The sequence below is a fragment of the Streptomyces sp. NPDC127117 genome (assembly GCF_042677325.1).
GTDB lineage: Bacteria > Actinomycetota > Actinomycetes > Streptomycetales > Streptomycetaceae > Streptomyces.
The window spans coordinates 22645-44324 of the sequence record NZ_JBHXTM010000060.1 but is presented as its reverse complement, the minus strand read 5'-3'; the positions used below and the strand labels follow the sequence as shown (position 1 = coordinate 44324).

The following is a 21680-nucleotide window of genomic DNA, read 5'->3' as shown; positions in this document are numbered from 1 at the left end:
AACTCCACCGAACGAGCGTCATACAGATCCGTCGCATACTCGATCGTGATGTCCAACCCACCCGGCCGACCATCCACCGAACGACGCTCCGCGAAGCCGAAGGTCAGATCGAACTTGGCGATCTCCACCTTCGAGAACTCGTACGTGGCTTCCAGCCCCGGGAGTTCGGGAGCTTCGGCGGACATGTCGCCGACGGTGAGCATGACCTGGAAGAGGGGGTGGCGGGCGGTGGTGCGCTCGGGGTTGAGGGCTTCGACCAGCCGGTCGAACGGCAGGTCCTGATGGCTCCAGGCGGCGAGGTCGGTCTCCCGGACCCGGGTGAGCAGTTCGCGGAAGCTCGGGTCGCCGCTGGTGTCGGTGCGCAGGACGAGGGTGTTGACGAAGAAGCCGACGAGGTCGTCGAGGGCCGGGTCGGTGCGCCCTGCGACGGGCGAGCCGAGCGGGATGTCGTGGCCGGCGCCGGAACGGGACAGCAGGGTCGACACCGCGGCCTGCGCCACCATGAAGAGTGTGCTGCCGGTCTCCTGGGCCAGCGCACTGAGCGACTCGTGCAGTCCGGCCGGGCAGTGCACGGTGTGGGTGGTGCCACGGTTGGACGCGGTGGCCGGCCTGGCGCGGTCCGCCGGGAGCGTCACTTCCTCCGGAAGATCAGCCAACGCAGCGCGCCAGTAGTCGAGTTGGCGTTCCTCGTCGCTCCCGAGGATTCGTTGCTGCCAGAGGGAGTAGTCGGCGTACTGGACCGGCAGCGGCTCCCACGCGGGGGCGGTGCCCTCGGTGCGGGCCTCGTAGGCGGTCGCCAGGTCGCGGAAGAGCGGTCCGTTGGACCAGCCGTCGGAGGCGATGTGGTGGATCACCACCAGCAGGATGTGCTCCTGCTCACCGAGCGACAGCAGGTGTGTACGGATCGGCGCCTGGACGGAGAGGTCGAAGGTGGCCGACGAGAGCTCGGCCAGTCGTGCGGTGAGTTCCTCCTCGGTGGTGTCGATCAGGGGGAGGTCGATGGCGGTCGGGGGAAGGATGTGCTGGTGGGGCGTGCCTTCGTGGGTCGGGAATACGGTCCGCAGTCCTTCGTGACGGGTGGTCACGTCGGTGAGGGCGAGTCGAAGGGCCCGATGGTCCAGTGAGCCCTTGAGGCGCAGGGCCAGGGGGATGTTGTAGGTCGCGGACGGGCCTTCCATCTGGTCGAGGAACCACAGCCGCTGCTGGGCGGAGGAGAGCGGCACGATCTCCGGCCGTTCCTCGGCCGTCAGCGCCGGCCGGGGAAGCTCGCCGCTGCCCGCGGTGACGCACTCCGAGAGCGCGAGCACCGTGGGGTTACGGAACAGGTCCTTCACCCCGAGCTGGACACCGAACGCCCGTCGGATGCGGCTGATCAGTCGGGTGCCGAGCACCGAGTGGCCGCCGCGGTGGAAGAAGTGGTCGTCGATGGTGACCGACGGCAGTCCGAGAACGGCCGCGAAGAGCCCGCAGAGCACCTCTTCCTGCGGTGTGCGCGGGGCGCGGCCGCTGGTGGCGTGGGAGACCTGGGGTGCGGGCAGGGCACGTCGGTCGACCTTGCCGTTGGTGGTGAGCGGGATCTCGTCGAGGACCACGAAGGCTGACGGGACCATGTACTCGGGCAGGGCGTCCGAGGCGTGACCGCGCAGTTCGGCCACGTCGATCCGGGCGCCTTCGGCGGCGACGAGGTAGGCGACGAGGCGCTTGTCGCCGGGCCGGTCCTCACGGACCACCACGGTTGCCTGGCCCACGCTCTGGTGGGCCGTCAACGCGGTCTCGACCTCGCCGAGTTCGATGCGGAAGCCGCGGAGCTTGACCTGCTGGTCGGCGCGGCCCAGGTATTCGAGGGAGCCTTCGAGGTTCCAGCGGACCAGGTCACCGGTCCGGTACATCCGCGCACCGGACGGGCCGTACGGGTCCGCGACGAAGCGCTCCGCCGTCATGCCCGGCCGGCCGAGGTAGCCGCGGGCGAGACCGGCACCGGCGATGTACAGCTCGCCGGGAGTGCCCGGCGGGACCAGCCGCAGCCCCTCGTCCAGGACGTACAGCCGGTGATTGTCCAGCGGCTCACCGATCGGAATGGCACCCGCGTAGTCGAGCGGCCGGTGAATCCGGTGAGTCGTGGCGAACGTGGTCGTCTCCGTCGGACCGTAACCGTTCACAACGGTCAGGTCCGGACAGCGCTCCATGACCCGGCGCACCGCCTCCGGCGGCACCACATCACCACCCGCCCACACCTCACGCACCCCGGCGAACGCCTCCGGAACCTCCTCCGCCATCACCCGGAACAGACCCGCCGTCAACCACAGCGAGCTGATCCCGCGCTCGGTCAGCAGCCCGCCCAGCATCCCGGGGTCGAGGTACCCGGGGGGCGCCACCACGACCGTGCCCCCGTTCAGCCACGGCACCCAGATCTCGTGCGTGGAGGCGTCGAAGGTGTGCGGTGAGTGGAAGAGCACCCGGGTGTGGTTGCCGTTGGCGTACATGGTCTGCGCGGCCAGGTCCGCCACATTGCGGTGGGTGACCGCGACGCCCTTCGGCACACCCGTCGAACCGGATGTGAACATCACGTACAGCCACTGGTCGGGATGGGCGTGGGGGGCCGGGGGTGTCGAGGGGAGGTGGGCGAATCCGGCGGTCCCGTCGAGCACGACGGTCTCGGCACCGGTCCGGGCCACGATCGGGTGATCGGCCAGCGCCCGGTCGGTGAGCAGGACCGGCGCCCCGGTCTCCGTGAGGATCCGCAGCAGACGGGTGTCGGGGTCCGCGGTGTTGAGCGGGGCGTATACGCCTCCGGCCTTGACCACCGCGAGGAGTCCGGTGAGCAGCTGCGCCGACCGCTCCATCAGTACGGCGACGACGCTCTCCGGACGGACGCCGAGGCCCACGAGGTGGTGGGCGAGCCGGTTGGTGTCCTCGTCCAGCTCGGCGTAGGTCAGCTCCCGGTCACCGTCGATCAGGGCGATCGCGTCCGGGGTGCGCGCGGCCTGCGCGGCGAACAGCTCCGCGAGGCCCGCGTCCGGGGAGCCGGTGACCGCACCGTTCCACTGCTCCAGGAGCCGGTGGCGCTCGTCCGCACCGATGAACTCCAGCTCGCCCACGGGGATTTCGGGGCGCTCGACGGCGTCTCCCAGCAGCCGTACCAGTCGGGCGGTGACTGCCTCGACCGTGCCGGCGTCGTACAGGTCGGTGGCGTACTCGACCCTGATGTCCAGCCCACCGGGGCGGCCGTCGGCCGTGCGGTGTTCGTGGAAGGAGAAGGTCAGGTCGAACTTGGAGATCTCCAGCGCGGTGAAGCCCGACTCGGCCGTGATTCCGGGGAGTTCGAGGGTGGGGGTGACGGCTTCCTGGAGGGTGAGAACCACCTGGAAGAGGGGGTGCCGGGCGGTGGAACGCTCGGGGTTGAGGGTCTCCACCAGCCGGTCGAAGGGCAGGTCCTGGTGGGCCCAGGCCGCCAGGTCGGCCTCCCGGACCCGGCTGAGCAGTTCACGGAAGCTCGGGTCGCCGGCCAGATCCGTGCGCAGCACCAGGGTGTTGACGAAGAAGCCCACCAGGTCGTCGAGGGACTGCTCCGAGCGGCCCGCGATCGGGGCGCCGATCGGGATGTCCTCCCCCGCGCCGGAACGGGACAGTGCGGTGGCGACGGCGGCCTGGGCCACCATGAACAGCGTGCTGCCGGTCTCCCGGGCCAGCCGTGTCAGCCCGTCGTGCAGCTCCGCGGGGACGTGGACGCTGTGGGTGTTGCCGCGGTAGGTGGCGACCGCCGGGCGCGGCCGGTCGGCCGGCAGGGTGGCCTCGTCGGGCAGCCCGTCCAGTGTGTGGCGCCAGAACTCGGACTGCCGCTCCCCGTCGGCCGCGAGCAGTTCCTGCTGCCAGAGGGTGTAGTCGGCGTACTGGACCGGCAGCGGCTCCCACGCGGGGGCGACGCCCTCGGCACGGGCGGTGTAGGCGGCCGCCAGGTCACGCAGCAGCGGAGTGGTGGACCAGCCGTCGGAGGCGATGTGGTGCATCACCACCAGCAGTACATGATCCTGGTCCCCAAGATTGAACAGGGTTGCGTGGAGCGGGAGTTCGGACTCCAGGTCGAAGCTGCGGGCGGCGTGCTCCGCGAGTTCCGCCTCCAGGTCCGCTTCGGCCACCGCGAGGGCCGGCAGCTCCACCCGGACCTCGGCGGCCGGGAGCTGCCACTGGTAGGCGGCGTCGTCGGCCATCCCGAAGAGGGTGCGCAGCGATTCGTGCCGCACGACCAGATCGGTGAGCGCGAGCTGAAGGGCCTCCGGGTCGAGCGTGCCCGTGAGGCGCAGGGCCAGCGGGATGTTGTACGTCGCCGACGGCCCCTCCAGGTGGTGCAGGAACCAGAGGCGCTGCTGGGCGGAGGAGAGCGGCACCCGCTCGGGCCTGGCCGCCTCCCGGAGCGCGGGCCGCTGCACGGCGTCGCCGCCCGCTTCGACGTACTCGGCCAGTCCGGCCACCGTGGGGCCCTGGAAGAGATCCCGGACGGTGATCTGGACGCCGAAGGTCTGCCGGATGCGGCTGATGAGGCGGGTGGCGAGGAGCGAGTGCCCGCCGAGGTTGAAGAAGTGGTCGTCGATGGTGGCCGAGGGCAGTCCCAGGACCTCCGCGAAGAGGCCGCACAGGACCTCTTCGACCGGTCCCCGGGGCGCGCGCCCGGCGGTGTCGGCGCTCTGCCGGGGTGCGGGCAGGGCGCGTCGGTCGACCTTGCCGTTGACGGTGAGCGGGATCTCGTCCAGGACCACGAAGGCCGACGGGACCATGTACTCCGGGAGCGTGCCGGCGATCTCGCGGCGCACCGTCCCGATGTCGATCCGGGCGCCTTCGGCGGCGGTGAGGTAGGCGACGAGGCGCTTGTCGCCGGGCCGGTCCTCGCGGACGACGACGGTGGCCTGGGCCACCTCCGCCTGGGAGGTCAACGCGGTCTCGATCTCGCCGGGTTCGATGCGGAAGCCGCGGAGCTTGACCTGCTGGTCGGCGCGGCCGAGGTATTCGAGGGAGCCTTCGAGGTTCCAGCGGACCAGGTCACCGGTCCGGTACATCCGGGTGCCGCAGGGGCCGTAGGGGTCCGCGACGAACCGGTCGGCGGTCAGCGCCGGACGGTCCAGATACCCCTGCGCCAGACCGGCACCGGCGATGTACAACTCGCCCGGCGTGCCCGGCGGGACCAGCCGCAGCCCCTCGTCCAGGACGTACAGCCGGTGATTGTCCAGCGGCTCACCGATCGGAATGGCACCCGCGTAATCGAGCGGCCGGTGAATCCGGTGAGTCGTGGCGAACGTGGTCGTCTCCGTCGGACCGTAACCGTTCACAACGGTCAGGTCCGGACAGCGCTCCATGACCCGGCGCACCGCCTCCGGCGGCACCACATCACCACCCGCCCACACCTCACGCACCCCGGCGAACGCGCCCGGCGCCTCCTCCGCCATCACCCGGAACAGACCCGCCGTCAACCACAGTGCGGTTATCCCGTGTTCAGCGATCAGGCCCTCGTACGCTGCCGCATCGAGATGTCCTGCGGGGGCCACGACGAGGGTTCCGCCGTTCAGCCACGGCACCCACATCTCATACGTCGAGGCATCGAACGCCATCGCCGAGTGGAACAACACCCGGGAGTGGCTACCGTTCGCGTACATCGTCTGCGCGGCCAGGTCCGCGACATTGCGATGCGTGACCGCAACACCCTTCGGAACCCCGGTCGAGCCCGACGTGAACATCGCGTACACCGGCTGATCCACATGCACCGGCACCCCAGGATCCGACGCATCGTCGTCCCCGCCGCCAAACACCGGACCCAGCACCCGCACACCCGCCGGCACCACCAACGAACCCGGATCCCGGTCCGTCACCAGATGCGAGACCCCCGACTCCCCCACGATCAACTCGACACGATCCGCCGGATACCGCGTATCCAACGGCACATACACCGCACCCGCCTTCACCACACCCAACGTGGCAACCACCGCACCCACCGAACGCTCCTGGAACAACGCCACCCGACCGCCCGGCCGCACACCCTCAGCGATCAGCCGACGCGCCACCCCATTGGCCAGACCCTCCAACTCCCGATACGAAAGCTCACGACCCTCACCCACCACCGCAACCGCATCCGGCGTCCGCGCCACCTGCGCCGCGAACAACCGCCCGACACCCACACCCGGAGAACCGGTCACCGCACCGGACCACTCCCCCAACAACAACCCACGCTCACCACCCGACAACAACTCCAACTCACCCACCGGCACATCCGGCGCACAAGCCACAGCACCCAACAACCGCACCAGACGCTCACCCGCCAACTCCACCGAACGAGCGTCATACAGATCCGTCGCATACTCGATCGTGATGTCCAACCCACCCGGCCGACCATCCACCGAACGACGCTCCGCGAACGAGAACGTCAGATCGAACTTGGCGAACCGCAGCCAGGTGAACTCCGACTCGGTGTCCAGTTCTCCGGCGACGAGCGTCGGTGTGGCCGCGTCGGTGAGTGTCAGCATCACCTGGAAGAGCGGGTGCCGGGCGGCGGACCGGTCGGGGTTGAGTGCTTCGACCAGCCGGTCGAACGGCAGGTCCTGATGGCTCCAGGCAGCCAGGTCGGTCTCCCGGACCCGGGTCAGCAGTTCGCGGAAGCTCGGGTCGCCGGTCAGATCCGTGCGCAGGACGAGGGTGTTGACGAAGAAGCCGACCAGGTCGTCGAGGGCCTGGTCCGTCCGGCCTGCGATGGGTGATCCGAGCGGGATGTCGTGGCCGGCGCCGGAACGGGACAGCAGGGTCGACACCGCGGCCTGCGCCACCATGAAGACCGAGGCCCCGGATTCGCGTGCCAGTTCCGCGAGCGAGGAGTGGATCTCCTCCGAGCAGTGCACGGTGTGGGTGGCGCCCCGGTAGGAGGCGACGGCCGGACGCTGCCGCACGGCGGGCAGGGTGACCTCTTCCGGCAGGTCGGCCAAGGTCCGCCGCCAGTAGTCGAGTTGGCGGGAGGCGACGCTCTCCTCGTCCGCGGGGTCGCCGAGTACGTCGCGGTGCCAGAGGGTGTAGTCGGCGTACTGGGCGGGCAGCGGTTCCCAGGCGGGGCGCTCACCGCGGGAGCGGGTCGCGTAGGCGGTGCTCAGGTCGCGCATCAGCGGTTGGTAGGACCAGCCGTCGGAGACGATGTGGTGCATGACCACGAGGAGTACGTGGTCGCGCTCGCCGAGCCTGAACAGCCTTGCGCGGAACGGCAGATCGGCCGCCAGGTCGAAGATGTGCTCGGACTCGGCGGTGAGCAGTGCGGCGACCTCGTCCTCGGTCGCCGGGGTGACCGGCAGCTCCACCCTGACGCTGTCGGCGGGCAGGATCCGCTGGTACGTCTGTCCTTCCGCCTGGCCGAAGACGGTGCGCAGGCTCTCGTGGCGTCCCGCGACATCGGTGAACGCGGACTCCAGGGCGGCTACGTCGAGGTCGCCGCGGACCCGGACGGAGAGTGGGATGTTGTACGTCGCCGAGGGGCCCTCCAGCTGGTCGAGGAACCAGAGCCGTTGCTGGGCCGCCGAGATCGGCAGCGGCTCGGGCCGCTCCTGGGCGGTCAGGGCCGGGCGGGTGGACTCCTCTCCGCCGGTGGCGACGTACTCGGCGAGCAGCGCCACGGTCGGGTACTCGAAGAACTGCCGCAGCGTGAGCTGGACGTCGAGGACGGTGCGCACCCGGCTCACCAGCCGGGTCGCCAGCAGCGAGTGGCCGCCGAGGGTGAAGAAGTCGTCGTCGATGCCGATCGTCGGCAGGCCCAGGGAGTGGGCGAACAGGCCGCAGAGGACCTCCTCGACGGGGTTGCGCGGGGCGCGGCCGTCGGCTGCCGCGCCGGCCCGGGGCGCGGGCAGTGCGCGCCGGTCCAGCTTGCCGTTCGGGGTCAGCGGCAGGGTTCCCATCGGGACGACCGCCGAGGGCACCATGTACTCGACGAGCTGCTCGGCCGCGTACCGGAGGAGTTCGGCTCCGTCCAGGACGCCTTCCTCTGCGGGTACGGCGTAGGCGACCAGGCGCTTGTCGCCGGGCCGGTCCTCGCGGACGATGACCGCGGCCTGGGCCACGGAGGGGTGGCGGACCAGTACGGTCTCGATCTCGCCCAGCTCGATGCGGTTGCCGCGCAGCTTGACCTGCTGGTCGGCGCGGCCGAGGAAGACGATCTCACCGTGTTCGTTCCAGGCGGCCAGGTCGCCGGTGCGGTACATGCGGCTGCCGGCCGGTCCGTAGGGGTCGGCGGTGAACCGCTCGGCGGTCAGGCCGGGCAGCCGGGCGTAGCCCTGGGCGAGGTGCGGTCCCGCGACGTAGAGCTCGCCGGTCTCGCCCTCGGCGGTGTGGCGGAGTTCGCCGTCCAGGACGTACATGGCGGTGTTCGCCATCGGGATGCCGAGGTGCAGCCGGTCGAGGGTGCGGGCCTCGGGGGTGAACGCCTGGTAGCTACAGAAGACGGTCGCCTCCGTGGGGCCGTAGACGTGCACGAACGTGGTGTCCGGGCAGTGGTCCAGGGCCCGTTGGAGGGCGGTGGCGGACAGCACGTCGCCGCCGGTCCAGATCTCGCGCAACTGCCCCAGGGCGTCGATCGCCTCGCTGGCCATGGCGTCGAAGAGGGCGGTGGTGAAGTAGGCGGCGGTCGCCCGGTAGCGGGTGATGGCGTCGGCGAGCTCGCCGATGTCGACCTTCGGGGCGGACAGCACGACGGCCAGTCCGCCGCGCAGCAGCGGCACCCACAGCTCGTAGGTGGAGGAGTCGAAGGGCAGTGGCGAGTAGGCGAGCACCCGCTCGTGGGCCGTGGCGCCGAAGCCCGGGTCCAGGGCCAGTTCGACGACGTTGCGGTGGGTGTTCACCACACCCTTGGGGGTGCCGCTGGAGCCGGAGGTGAACATCATGTACAGCGGCTGGTCCGGGTGGACCGTGACCTCGGGTGCCGTGTCGGCCGTGTCGGCCGTGGCGCTCATGTCGTCGAGGCGCAGGGCGGGCAGGTCCCCGGCGAAGCCGGTCTTCCCGGCCGGGCGGTCGGTCACCAGGAGGCCGGCCCCGGTGTTGCCGAGGATCCAGGCGAGGCGCTCCTCGGGCTGGCGGGGGTCGAGGGGCACGTACACGCCGCCGCTCTTCAGCACGGCGAGGACCGTGATGACGTAGGCGAACGAGCGGTCGAAGAGGAGGCCGACGGCGTCGCCGGGCCGTACGCCCTCGGTGACGAGCCGGTGTGCGAGAGCGTTGGCCGCGCCGTCCAGCTCCCGGTAGGTGAGACTGCGGTCCTCGCGGACGAGTGCGACGGCCTGCGGGGTGCGGGCGGCCTGCGCGGCGAAGAGAGCGTGCAGCGCACCCTCGGGAAGGTTCTCGGCCGTGTCGTTGTACGCGGCGACGTGCGCGGGGACGACGACGCCGAGGGAGAGAGCTGGATCGGTTTGCGGCTGGGACATCTCGACACCTTCTTGGTAGCTCGGATCTCGTGGTCTCGCGGCGTGCCGGGAGACCGACGGAGCCACGGTGGATGACGTGCGGATGGTGCTGAGCGGGGCGGTGGGGCGGGGAATCAGCCGGTACGGGAGGCCGTCGCGGCGTCGTTCGGCAGCAGGACGTCGTCCGCTTCCAGGGCGTTGGCGCGGTACTTGCCGACGGAGCTGATCAGCAGCCGGAGTTCCAGGGCGATGGACTCGACCAGCCGGACCAGGCCGGCTTCGGCGTCCTCGTCCACGGCGAGCAGTGCGGCCCGGCCGAGGCCGACGGCGCGGGCGCCCAGGGCCAGTGCCTTCGCGGCCCTGCTGCCTTCCCAGATCCGCCCGCTGGCGAGCAGGCAGTGGTCGGTGCGGCCGATGCGGGTGAGGCACTCGCCGAGCGGGAGTCCCACCTGGCCGAGGAAGGCGGTCGGCGCCCATGCGGTGCCGCCCTCCGCGCCGTCCACGGTGACGGAGTCCGCGCCGGCCGCCCAGGCGGTGGCCGCGGCGTGGGCGATGTCGCGGCCGGGGTGCAGTTTCACCCACACCTTGACGCGGGGGAAGTTGTTCCGCATCAGCCGGATCTGCTGGCGCAGGATCTCCTCGGTGAAGGTGCCGGGGCTGCTGATCCGCAGCACCGATTCGCTGTCGGCACCGAACACCGGGTCCATGGCGTACTGTTCGGCGACCCTGTCGCCGGCCTCGCGGCCCAGGACGGTGAGCCCGCCGAGCCCGGGCTTGGCGCCCTGGCCGACCTTGAGTTCGAAGGCGAGCCGGCCGGTGGCGAGCAGCGGTTCGGACACCGGGTCGCTGTAGACCAGGTTCCACACTTCCGCGTCGGCGTCCTCGGTGGACTGCTGCACCACGACGCCGCCGTGCTCGTCGTCGGCGGCGGCCGTGTAGGCGGCGATCCGGCCGAGCAGCGGGGAGACTCCGGAGTCGGCGGCGGCACGGAATCCGTTGACCGGCACCACGTTCTCCCCGATGACCATCGGGATGCCGAGCTGTCCGGCCTGCTGTCCGGCCGCCTCGCCCAGGTCGTGGCTGGCGACCTGGGTCGAACCGAACGCGGACACGTAGAGCGGCAGCCGGGAGGCGAACCCGCCGAGCCGTGTGTCGAGTTCGACGTCCGTGTACAGCGGCTCACGCGCCAGGTCGATGAGTTTCTTCAGCCGCTCCGGCATGAATACCGGGGGTACGATCCTGGCCCGCTCCAGCAGGTCGTGCGGGTCCTGACCGGCCGGGATCGCGCCCAGCAGGCTGCTGCCGTAGGACTCCAGCGCGGGGAAGGCCCCCGCCGCGCCGGCCCTGGCCCGGTGCCGCACCTGTTCCTCGGGGAAGCCGGCGGCGCTCAGTACGGTGCTCATGCCGACACCACTCCGGGGAGCTTCGGGTAGGCGCTGGCCTCCCAGGCAGCGGTGCGGCCGGTGACGTACCGGGTGAAGCGCTCCAGGCCGATCCCGAACCCGGAGCTGGCGGGGATGCCGCGGCGGGCCAGGTCGAGGTACCAGCCGTACTTCGCGGGGTTCTCGCCGGTCTCGCGCATCCGGGTGACCAGGGCCGCGTAGTCGTGCTCGCGCTCGCTGCCGCTGGCCAGTTCGCCGTAGCCCTCGGGGGCGATCAGGTCGAAGTTGCGGAGGATGCCGGGGCGGTCGGTGTCCTCCTGGTCGTAGAAGCCCCGCGAGCCCTTGGGGTAGTCGACGACGAAGAACGGGCGACTGGTCTTCGCGGAGAGGATCTCCTCGCCCTCCCAGTCGATCTCGGCGCCGGGGTCCTGCGGGTGGCCGAGCGCCACCAGGTCCGCGGTGGCCTCCCGGTGCGTGGTGCGGCCGAACGCCCCCTGGACCACCTCGCGGAAGGCGTCCCGGTCGCGGCCGAGGAGCTCCAGGTCTCCCGGCATCTCGCGGACCACCTCGTCGACGACATGGGCGACGAGCCGCTCGGCGAGCTCCATCGCGTCCTCGCGGCGGGCGTCGCGGATCTCCACGTCGATCTGGTGGAACTCGGCGAGATGGCGGTGCGTGACGGCCGTCTCCAGCGGTTCCAGACGTACGTTCGGCGCGATGTAGAAGATCTTGTCGAAGGCCAGCAGCGATGCCTGCTTGTAGAGGATCGCACTGGTCATCAGCTTGTACTTGTGGCCGTAGAAGTCGACGTCCACCTGCTTGGAGCCCCGGATGCCCGGGTCGGTGACCGGTCCGATGACCGGCGGCAGCAGCTCCTGGAAACCCTGCGCGGTCAGGAAGGCGCGGGTCGCCGCGAGCATCCGGCTCTGCACCCGCAGCGTGGCACGGGTCGGCTCGGCGATCAGGTGCTGGTCGGGAGAGGACGGGAACGAGGGCGCGACGCGGCCGTCGGACTCGGCGATCGTGCTGGTCATGGTGCTACCTCCTGGGTGTGCTGCCGATGGGCTGCCGGGCGACGGGCCGCCGGGGGAAGCGGGGAGCGGGATACGTGCTGGGGAATGACGCGGTCGTGCCGGCGCTGTACGAACGACAGGGCGTCGAACAGCCCGGCGGCGGTGAGCCGCCGGCCGCGGTCACGGACGGGCCCGAGGGGCATCGCCCCGATCTCGGACCAGGTGAGGCGGCCGGACCCGTCGATGTGACTCCGGGTGCGGCCCGCGTTGTCGGGGTGCAGGCAGTAGGGGACATCGAGGTATCCGCGGGCGAAGGCCTTCAGCAGGGCCTGGCCCAGGTCCTCGTCGAGGTTCAGCACCGCGTCGACCAGGGCGCGGGCCTCGGCGTACACGGCGTTGTCCGCGGGGTCGGTGTGCGGGGCGGGTGCGTTCCCGGGGCGTGCGCCGGTCGCGGCGCGGTGCCGGGCGGCGGCCCGGGCGGCGACCCGCAGGGCCTCGACGTTCTCCGCCACGGTCGGGATGCGGTGCGCCTCGGCGGCCGTCTTCACGATCAGCCGGGCCGCCCCGGTCTCCACGGCCAGTTCGGCCGAGCGCTCCAGGAGGTCCAGGGATCCGTGCCGGGTCTGCGGATAGAGGCCCATGTAGGTGTAGAGGACGATGTGCCAGTCGGTGTCCGGCAGGAACTCGCCGGCCAGCCGGTGCAGGGCATGCATGGCGTCGCGGTCCTGGGCGGCGTTGGTCTGCTGGGCGTAGCTGAGCGAGATGCTGCGCAGCCCCGCCCGGTGGAAGAAGAGCGCCTCCAGCGCGCTGATCGCGACGAGCAGTCCGGGCGGGCAGAGCTGGCCGAGCATGCAGCCGCCGAAGGTCTCCAGATGGGGTTCCGCCCCGGTGGCGCGGAGTCCGGCCAGGACGTCGCAGCTCTCCTGCCAGTTGCGTACGGAGTCCAGGAGCGGGGTGCGTCCGTAGGGCAGGCAGTAGGAGACCGGGCCGCCTTCCGTCGCGTCCAGGCCCAGTTGGGCCAGGGCGGCGACGATGCGCTGGGGGCGTGCCGATCCGTGCCGGATCTGCACCGGGAAGCCCGCGTCGCGGACCCCGTCGAGGACCCAGCGCGAGGTGTGCGGGCTGTAGGAGGTGATGGGGAATCCGTTGAGCGGGACGCCGCTGTCCAGCGCACGTGCCGCGGACGCCTCGTCGTTGACCCGGGTGTAGCTGTCGATCGTCATGGTGCCGACGACCGCGTCGGCCGCTCCCTTGGTGGCCAGCAGGCCGGCCCGCATCAGCGCGGGGTCGGAGAAGCCCATGCGGGGCTGGACCACGAGGGTGCCGCGGGCCTGCGCCCCGGCGACGAACCGGCCGAAGGAAAGGGGGCGCCGGTGGACGGTGGTGCGGCTCGTGGGGGCCGCCTCCTGGACCGGCGCGGTCATCGTTCCACCTCCTTGGGCAGCGAGTCGACGTAGGACTCGAAGGCGGCGATGTCGACGCCGTCCTGGAAGACCGCGTCGAACCCGGCCCTCTTCAGGGCGTCGGCCTCTTCCTCCCCGTTTCCGGACACGCCGAGCTTGCCGCCGATGACGGCGGGCAGGCCGGTCAGCTCCCAGCGCGAGCGGATCGCCCCGATCAGCGGCTCGGCGTCGTGGAAGCCGTGCCCGTTGACGCTGCTGACGACCAGCAGGTCGGGCTGGAACTTGCAGCAGGACTCGACGATCTCGTCCTCGGGCACGCAGGAACCCAGATTGACGACCTTGTGCCCGAGGTCTTCGAGCAGCAGTTGGATGTAGATGAGATTCCAGGTGTGCGCATCGGATTGCAGTCCGGTGACAACAACATCCAGCGGCCCGGATCGATGACGAGCCGCCCATTCCGCAGGCTTCATTGTTCGCTTCGTCCACATCATTGGATGACAAGGGGAGAAAGAGGTCCGGGGCTGTCCCGGAACTTCCTTTCGGCCACAACCGTAGATTCGCCGCGGCGGCGTTTCCGGCGTGACCGGCGGCAACTGGGCGGCAGCAGAGCAGCAGTTGGCCCACTGCCCGGTGCCGGGCCGTCGACGGGACGTGAGACTGACCGCACTGCACCCGCAGAATTCAGCGCCCGGCCCGTTGCACACCGCCGGCGAACGACCGAGGAGTCATGACATGACAGAGACCGGCCACAGCGTCCGTGCGGCGGACGTGCTCGCGGACGTGCTGGCGGAGGTACGGGAGCGGGTCGACCGGCGGGAGGCGCTCGGCGAGGCCCAGGTCGCCGTGCTCGAAGCCGCGGTGAACATCGTCCGCGCAGGTCAGCCGGGGTTCGAGGTGATGCCGGTGGAGCGTTCGGAGCTGGTGCGCGAGGCGCTCGGCGCGGTCCGCGCGGCCACGGTGGCGACCGGGGTCGCCCTCACGTACGCGCATCACACGGCCCGGGTGCTCACCTGACCGCGCGGCCGGTGGTGCCGCCGATCTGCCTGGGCTTCTGCCCGGCGGACCGGTCCGCGGCTCCTAGTCTTTGAGGCAGCCGAAAAACTCTGGCGCACCTGACGACTTCACGAATAACTTCGTCCAACCGAGGTGGAAATCATGGCAACCAACCCGTTCGAGGACTCCCAGGGCCGCTATGTAGTGCTGGCCAACGAAGAGGGTCAGTATTCGCTGTGGCCGGCCCGGATCCAGCAGCCGGCGGGCTGGGAACTGGTGAAGGACGAGGGCAGCAAGCAGGAATGCGGTGAATTCATCGAGGCCAACTGGACCGACATGCGGCCGCGTTCCGTGGTCGCTGCCATGGGTGGCTGAACCCAGGAGTTCTCCCGTTCCGAAAGGGCGGGTGCGAGGCGCGAGAAACGCCCGCACCCGCCCTTCTACACGTCGGCCCGCGTGGGCAGCTGGGCGGTCGGCGGTCGGCTACGAGCTACGGGCTACGGGCTACGGGCTACGGGCTACGGGCTACGGGCTACGGGCAAAAGGAACTCCCGGCATTCACGGGGTCCTGAACCCATGACTGCCGGGAGCCGGGCGGCGGGGCGGGCGGTCAGCTCTGGACGCCGCGCACACACCACTCCAGTACCGCCGCGGCGGCGGTCATCTTGTGGTGGGCCTGCCGCCAGGCCCGGCTCGACGCGCCGTCGAGCACCTCGTCGGTGACCTCCTCGCCCCGGACCGCGGGCAGGTCGTGCAGGAAGACGGTGCGTGGGCCGGCGAAGCGGTCCAGGAACGCGCGGTTGATCTGGAACCCGTCGAAGTCCCTGAGCCAGTCCGGGTTCTCCTTCGTCACGCCCATGGTCTGCCACCGGCTGGTGTACACCGCGTCCACCGGGCCCTCGACCTCGTCGGCCGACACGACCTGGCTCACCAGGGCCTTGCCGTCGCTGAGTTCGGCCGCCAGGTCCAGCGTCTCCTTGGGCACCTCGTAGCCCCGCGGGCAGAGCAGGGTGAGGCGGAGGCCGGGAGTGAGGGCGGCGGCCAGCGCCAGGGCCGCGCCCGAGCTGTTGCCCTCACCGACGGCGAGCAGGTGCAGACCGTCGAGCGAGCCGAACTCCTCGGCCAGCGTGGCGAGATCGGCGATGGCCTGGGTCGGGTGCTCGTCCAGGCTCAGGGCGTTGACGACGGCCAGGTTCGAGCTGCTGCCGAGCCGGCGGATCTCCTCCACGTCCCCGTTGGTACGGACGACGAGCGCGTCCAGGTACTGGCCGAGGACCCGGGCGGTGTCCTCGACCGTCTCGCCGGTGGTGAGCTGGAGTTCGTTCGGGCCGAAGGTGATCACGTCGGCGCCCAGCCGGGTCGCCGCGCTCCAGAAGGACGTCCGGGTCCGGGTCGAGGACTTGCGGAAGTACAGACCGACCTGCCGTCCGGCCAGCGGCTTCGGCACGATGCCGTCCCGGCCGAACGAGACGGCGCGTCGGACGATGTGGTCCAGCTCGGCGGGCGTGAGGTCGGCGAGGGAGATCAGGTTGCGCATGGGTGAGGTGCCTTTCATGAGGGCGGGAACGGGGGTATGTGAGGGGCGGTGCTCACTCGCTCAGGGCGGCGGCGAGAGCGACGGGCGTCGTCTCCCGGTCCGCGTCGAGCACCGCGCGGACCAGGTTGAGCACGGTGAAGCCGACCGGTTCGCCCGCCGTCGTGGGGAGGCGGCGGATCAGGCCACGGACCAGCAGGGCGTGCACATCGCGGGCGGCCCCGGCCAGCGAGGTGCCGCAGGCGCGCGCGGCACCGTCCACCGTCCAGGGGTCCTCCAGCGTCGCCAGTGTGCGCAGCAGCGCGGCGGCCTTCGGGTCGAGTCCGGTCACGGCGGTGGTGAGCCGCTCGCCCAGGGTGGGGCCGGCGGCGGGATCGGCGGGCGTGACCCCGTCGAGCAGGACGAGCGGTGTGGTGCGGGCGATGTCCAGGAGCTGCTGCGGGGAGTAGAGCAGCAGCCAGGAGGCCGCGGCTTCCAGCGCCTGCGGCATGCCGTCCAGGGCCCGGCAGATATGGGCGACGGTGGTGACGACGGAGTCGGTGGGGAGGAAGTCGGGCCGCATGTAGCTGACATGGGAGAGCGTCAGCTCGACGGCGTGCCGGTCCGCGACGAGGGAGCCGCCCACCGGCTCGGCGGCGAGATCGGAGGCGGTCGGCACCGGCAGCGGGGCCAGTGGCAGCAGCCGCCCGCCGGGCAGCTGGAGCGGCCGGTCGGTGGTGGTGAGTATTTTCAGGCGCTCGCAGGCACGCAGCAGACTCAGCAGCCTGGGAGTGACAGATGGTGACGCATCGTGACCATCCAGGACGATCAAGGTGGGCTTGGCCCCTATGAGCGCGGCCAGTTCCTCGAATTCCTCGCCGTCGCGGACGAGTGCGCGCACCCACCCGGTCACGGTCGACTGAGGGGTATTGGGGGTTGCTCCGGCGGTCTCCGCCGTTTCGTCCAGGGATACCCACAGCACCGGAACCCGGTCCCGGGCGTGGATCACCGAGGCGGCCTCCTGGGCGAGCCGGGTCTTTCCCACCCCCGGCAGCCCGACGAGGGTCAGCAGGCGTTCGTGGTCCGTGCGCAACCGGGCGGTCAGTGCCTCCAGTTCGGGGCGCCGCCCGATCAGCGGGCGCAGCGGAGGGGGTGGTGTGGCCAGGCCCACCCCGTAGATGTCCTGGAAGACACGCCCCACCGCCTTTGCATCGACGGCGAGTTCCAGCTCGACGCGTCGCGCGTCGCTCAGCCGCATGGCATTGGCGAGAAGCTTCAGCGTTTCCCTGCGCGGGTGCTGGACCCGTCCGAGTTCCAGGTCGCGAATGGCCCGGACGCTGACGGTGGAAAGGCCGGCGAGCTGTTCCTGGGTGAGTCCCGCCCGCCGGCGCGCATTCTGCAGCAGAACGTCGAGCCCGGGTGCGGGCTGGGAATTCATCATTGTCTCCTCGGTCTCCACATGCTCAGAAAACGCAATGGCCGGTTACCCGGCCGCCCAGGAGTGTCCGGAACACATGGCACGGTGCCCGATCTTTCCGGTCCGCTCACGCTCCGTGCGCTCCGTACTCTCCGTGGCAGCGAAGGCCTGCCGTCGATGAACAGCCTTCATCGAGCCATTCCCGAACTCTTCCCGGTGCGGTACCGCGCGTTCCTCATGGCAGGGGCTACGATCGCCTCGCGCTGGGGAAGCGCTGCGGGTGCGCAGAGCTGAGGGGGAGGATGCGTGTCATCTACGGAAGAGTTTCGGCTGCGCTTCAACATTCTTGGTCCGATTGAGGGTTGGTCCAACGGGACTCGACTGCGACTGGGCGGAGTCATACAGGAGCGAGTTCTGGCCACCCTGCTCCTGGATCCCGGAAAAGTGCTTCCGGTTTCCCGGCTGGTCGAGGCGGCATGGGACGAGGAACCGCCCACGACGGCACCGCACCAAGTGCGTAAGGCAGTTGCGGATCTCCGAAGACGGATACCCGGCGGCGCCGAGGTCCTCCTGACCGACGGGCCCGGCTATCGCGTCGCCCATGAACAATGCGAAATCGATGTGGCCGAATTTGGCCTACTGATACGCAAAGCGAAGATCGCGGCGTCCGACGGCCGTACGGCCGAAGCCGCGGAGATATTGCGCAGCGCCCTCGCCCTCTGGCGGGGGCCTGTTCTGTCGGGCAGCGGCGGCCCCGTCATCGAGGCGGCGTCGACCTCCATCGAGGAGCGTCGCCTGACCGCGGCGGAGCAGCTCTTCGAACTCCACCTCGCGCTCGGCGAGTCCGCCGAACTGGTCGTCGAACTGCGGGAACTGGTCCAGCAGCACCCCCTCCGCGAGTCCCTGCGCGGCCAGCTGATGATCGCCCTGTACCGGTCCGGGCGGCAGGCCGAGGCCCTGGACGAGTACGGCAAGGTACGCGAACTCCTCGCCGAGGAGCTCGGCATCGACCCCGGCCCCAACCTCACCAAGCTGTACGAGGGAATCCTGCGGGAGAGCCCCGAACTGGCCGGTCCCGAGCCGGCCGCCGCCCCGGTGCTGGCCGTGGCGCTGCCCGCGGAACCCCCCAGCACCCTCCCGTACGACCTCGCGGACTTCACCGGCCGGGACCGGGAACTGGCCGAGATCCTGCGTGGTGCCGAGGCCGGCGGGGAGCAGGGCCCGCAGATCGTCGCCATCGACGGCATGGGCGGCTGCGGCAAGACCTCCCTCGCGGTACGGGCCGCGCACCGGCTCGCGCCGCAGTACCCGGACGGTCAACTTCACATAGATCTGCGCGGATACACGCCGGGCGACCAGCCGGTGACCGCGGGCATCGCGCTCGACAGCCTGCTGCGGGCCGTCGGCGTACCCGGCAACCTCATCCCCGACGACGTGCCCGCCCGCACCGCGTTGTGGCGCGCCACCCTGGTCGGCAAGCGGCTGCTGATCCTCTTCGACAACGCGGCCGACGCCGCCGCCATCCGCCCGCTGCTGCCGGTCTCCCCCGGCAGTCTCGTCATGGTCACCAGCCGGGCCCGGCTGGTCGATCTGGACGGCGCCCGGTGGATCTCCATCGGGGTGATGCCGCCCGAGGACAGCGCGATGCTGGTGGCCGAGACCCTCGGGGCCCAGCGGGTCGCCGCCGAGCCCGAGGCCGCCGCGGAGATCGCCCGGCTCTGCGGCCATCTCCCCCTCGCCCTGCGGATCGCCACCGCCCGGCTGCGCAACCGCCCGCGCTGGACCCTCCAGTACCTGGCGGAGCGGCTGCGCGACGAGACCCGGAGGCTCGACGAGCTCAGCTCGGGTGCCCGGAGCGTCTCCGCCACCCTTCGCCTGTCCTACCAGGCCCTGGACGAGGAGTGCCGCAACGCGTTCTCGACGCTGGCCCTGCACCCGGGCAGCGACATGGACATCCATGCCGCCGGTGCGCTGCTCGGCTCGGGCGCCCGGGACGCGGAGGACCTGCTGGAGATGCTGCTCGACGTGCACCTCGTGCAGCAGCCGGAGATCGGTCTCTACACCTTCCACGACCTGGTCCGCAGCTTCGCGCACAGCCTGCTCGTCGAGTCCCCCGAGGACTCCGTGGCGGTGGAGCGGCTGCTGGGCTACTACCTGACCGCCACCGAGGTGGCCTGCGATCTCCTCTACTCCGGGCGGCGCCGGCGCAACACCGGCATCGAGCCCTCCAAGGCCGAACTGCCCGACCTCGGCACCCCCGAGACGGCACGGAAGTGGTTCCTGCGCGAACAGAGCTCGCTCCTCGCCGCCGTCAAGCTCGCCGAGCGCCGGGGCCACGACCGCTATGTGGTGTGCCTGGCCCGCAATCTCGTCTTCCAGCTCAACGACCTGGGGCTGCTGGAGGAGTTCGGTGAGCTGAGCCGGGTCGCGGTCTCCGCCGCCGGCCGGCTCCAGGACCTGGCGCTGCTGGGGGTGAGCCTGTCCAACCTGGGCGTCGCCTGCTGGAAGCTCGGCCGTCTCGCCGAGGGGCTCGAAGCCGCCCGGGAGAGCCGGGACGTCGCGGTCCGGCTCGGCGATCTGCACACCCAGGCCCACAGCGAGAGCATCCTCGGCCAGTTCAACAGCCTGCTCGGCGACTTCTCCGCGGCCCTGGGCCACATGGAGACGGCGATCGCGCACGAACGCGATCTGGACATGCCGCGCGCGGAGGCCGAGAGCCTGACCATGCTCAGCACCCTCTACGAGCAGTGGGGACGGTACGAGGAGGCGCGGGACGCGGCCCGGCGCTCGGCCGAACTGAGCCGGCAACTGGGACAGCACGAGGGACTTCCCGGCGCCATCACCGACCTCGCCTTCGCCCATGTCGGCCTGGGCGCGTACGAGGAGGCCGACCGCTGTCTGGCGGAGGCCCGCGCGCTGTACGGGGACGCCGGCAACGAGGTGAACCTCGCCCTGACCCTGGCGCTGTCCGCAGATGTGGAGCACCGGCTGGGCATGGCGCCGCGCGACCCGGACCAGGCGGAGCTCGCTCTCGACATGATGCGGACCAACCCCTCGCCGCTGCGCCGGGCCAAGGTGGAGAACATCGTGGGCCGGCTGCGCCGACGGCAGGGCGATGTGGCGGCGGCGCTCTCGCTGCACACCCATGCCCACAAGCTCGCCTCGACCCTCAGCTACCGCATCGAGCAGGCCTACGCCCTGGCGGGCATGGCCGATGCCCTCGGCGACACACCGGAGGCGGCCCAGTACCGGGCGGAGGCCGAGCAGCTCTTCGACGGGATGGGCGTGCCCCCGGATCACCGGCGCAGCTGACGTCCGACAGCGCCGCCGTCACCGTCCCCGTACCCCGGGACGTACAGCGACGAGCCCCGCACCGTGGTCCGGTGCGGGGCTCGGGTGTCGAGGCGGTGGGGTCACATGACGGGGGACGTGGGGCCCTTGTCGTCGTCGGTGCCCGTGGTACCGACGACCGTCGGGCCCTTGTCGTCGTCGGTACCGGTGGTGCCGATCACCGTCGGGCCCTTGTCGTCCGTGATCGTCCGGGCGATGACGGTCGGGCCCTTGTCGTCGGCGACCAGGTGGGTGCCGATGACGGTCGGGCCCTTGTCGTCGTCGGCGCCCGTGGTACCGATCACCGTCGGGCCCTTGTCGTCGGCGAGAACCTGCTGGATGCTCCGGGCGTCGTGCGACTGCCCCGCCTCGACCACCGTGCCGATGCCGAAGGCCAGCGTCGCCGCGATGATCCCGAAGAGCCCAGCAAGCTTGCGTCCCATGTCCCGCCCCTAAGTGGTGTTTGTGAGGTTCTGCGGTGTTCCGCTTCCCGACACCACTGATGTTGCTGATCGGCGTTCCCGGTCCGTTCCTGCCCCGATACCGCCTCCGGGAACTGCCGCGGGAACGGACCGGCAACCGCCTATTCCGCGTCTAGCTGACAGGCGGCGACGCGGGGGCCGAGCGGGGTGAGGACCACGCGCGTGCGGGCCGTTCCCGACTCGTGGCCGGCCAGGTCGAGCAGCGATCTCACCAGGGAACGGAGCACCGCGCGCTCCGATTCGTCCAGGGCCGCCGGACCGGCACCGTCCCCGGGCGGCCACGTCACGATCCCGGCCACCGTGTGCATGCCGTTCTCGGTTCTGGTCTCGACGCTGAGCTGGGGCCCCTCCCAGGACTCCGGCGCGGTGTACGGATGGGACTGGACACCGGACGCCACACGCTCGGCCCACCGTTCCACGGTGGACAGGTCCTGGAGGGCCTGGCGCAGTTCCGTCCCGTCGGGCGAACGATCCCTGGGGTCCTTCACGGAGTTACTCCTTCTGCAGACAACTACGGGGCAACCCTTGCCCTCCCTGCTCCCGGTTCCCTCCCGAACCGTTCCCGCTTCCTTCCCGTTCCCGCGTTCGCGAAGGGAACGCAGCGGTAATCGGTCACCGCATGATGACGCCGTTCGATTCAGACGGGGATCCGTGGTGATCCGCAGAGGACGCGACATCCTGGGGGATTGAGGCGTGGCAACCAAACCATTCGACGGCTCCGGCACCGTGTGCCG

General features: G+C 70.8%; 12 protein-coding genes. 3 read left to right on the top strand and 9 right to left on the bottom strand.

Going from position 1 to position 21680, the window contains the following annotated elements; genetic code table 11:
• The 5 genes from ACFVH0_RS34430 to ACFVH0_RS34410 all read right to left on the bottom strand — a co-directional run.
• The coding region (locus tag ACFVH0_RS34430; RefSeq protein ID WP_385826714.1) for an amino acid adenylation domain-containing protein at nucleotides 1–9434 on the bottom strand (9434 nt) is incomplete at its 3' end.
• A 113-nt stretch (nucleotides 9435–9547) separates the two neighbouring features.
• Entirely contained in the window at nucleotides 9548–10816 is a 1269-nt protein-coding gene (locus ACFVH0_RS34425; RefSeq protein ID WP_385826712.1) for a glutamate synthase-related protein, read from the bottom strand.
• The gene (locus ACFVH0_RS34420) at nucleotides 10813–11829 is read right to left on the bottom strand and encodes an asparagine synthetase A (protein WP_385826710.1); all 1017 of its coding nucleotides are present in this window, start codon (nucleotides 11827–11829) and stop codon (nucleotides 10813–10815) included. The genes ACFVH0_RS34425 and ACFVH0_RS34420 overlap by 4 nt, the downstream gene beginning before the upstream one ends.
• Nucleotides 11826–13232: a methylaspartate mutase gene (locus ACFVH0_RS34415; RefSeq protein WP_385826708.1), complete on the bottom strand. Its 1407-nt coding sequence runs from the start codon at nucleotides 13230–13232 to the stop codon at nucleotides 11826–11828. The genes ACFVH0_RS34420 and ACFVH0_RS34415 overlap by 4 nt, the downstream gene beginning before the upstream one ends.
• Nucleotides 13229–13681 (bottom strand): cobalamin B12-binding domain-containing protein, encoded by a 453-nt coding sequence (locus tag ACFVH0_RS34410; RefSeq protein WP_385826706.1) that lies wholly within the window; start codon nucleotides 13679–13681, stop codon nucleotides 13229–13231. Before ACFVH0_RS34410 ends, ACFVH0_RS34415 begins: the two co-directional genes overlap by 4 nt.
• Nucleotides 13682–13943: 262 nt before the next feature.
• Here ACFVH0_RS34410 and ACFVH0_RS34405 point away from each other — a divergent pair, with 262 nt between their 5' ends.
• Nucleotides 13944–14225, top strand: coding sequence for a hypothetical protein (locus tag ACFVH0_RS34405; RefSeq protein ID WP_385826704.1), 282 nt, complete (start codon nucleotides 13944–13946; stop codon nucleotides 14223–14225).
• A 141-nt stretch (nucleotides 14226–14366) separates the two neighbouring features.
• Nucleotides 14367–14579 (top strand): MbtH family NRPS accessory protein, encoded by a 213-nt coding sequence (locus ACFVH0_RS34400; protein ID WP_093549323.1) that lies wholly within the window; start codon nucleotides 14367–14369, stop codon nucleotides 14577–14579.
• A 235-nt stretch (nucleotides 14580–14814) separates the two neighbouring features.
• On the opposite strand, the gene ACFVH0_RS34395 is transcribed toward ACFVH0_RS34400, so the two are convergent.
• Both ACFVH0_RS34395 and ACFVH0_RS34390 read right to left on the bottom strand, forming a co-directional pair.
• Complete coding sequence (locus ACFVH0_RS34395; RefSeq protein ID WP_385826702.1) at nucleotides 14815–15741, bottom strand: ornithine carbamoyltransferase; 927 nt, start codon at nucleotides 15739–15741, stop codon at nucleotides 14815–14817.
• Between the two features lie 52 nt (nucleotides 15742–15793).
• Nucleotides 15794–17155 (bottom strand): helix-turn-helix domain-containing protein, encoded by a 1362-nt coding sequence (locus tag ACFVH0_RS34390; protein WP_385826700.1) that lies wholly within the window; start codon nucleotides 17153–17155, stop codon nucleotides 15794–15796.
• A gap of 600 nt (nucleotides 17156–17755) precedes the next feature.
• On the opposite strand from ACFVH0_RS34390, the gene ACFVH0_RS34385 reads away from it, so the two are divergent.
• Nucleotides 17756–20446, top strand: a complete 2691-nt coding sequence (locus tag ACFVH0_RS34385; protein WP_385826698.1) for a BTAD domain-containing putative transcriptional regulator — start codon at nucleotides 17756–17758, stop codon at nucleotides 20444–20446.
• 101 nt (nucleotides 20447–20547) lie between these two features.
• Here ACFVH0_RS34385 and ACFVH0_RS34380 read toward each other — a convergent pair whose 3' ends face one another.
• Nucleotides 20548–20907: a hypothetical protein gene (locus tag ACFVH0_RS34380; protein WP_385826696.1), complete on the bottom strand. Its 360-nt coding sequence runs from the start codon at nucleotides 20905–20907 to the stop codon at nucleotides 20548–20550.
• Nucleotides 20908–21047: 140 nt separating this feature from the next.
• Complete coding sequence (locus tag ACFVH0_RS34375; protein WP_385826694.1) at nucleotides 21048–21434, bottom strand: hypothetical protein; 387 nt, start codon at nucleotides 21432–21434, stop codon at nucleotides 21048–21050.
• Nucleotides 21435–21680 lie beyond the last annotated feature (246 nt).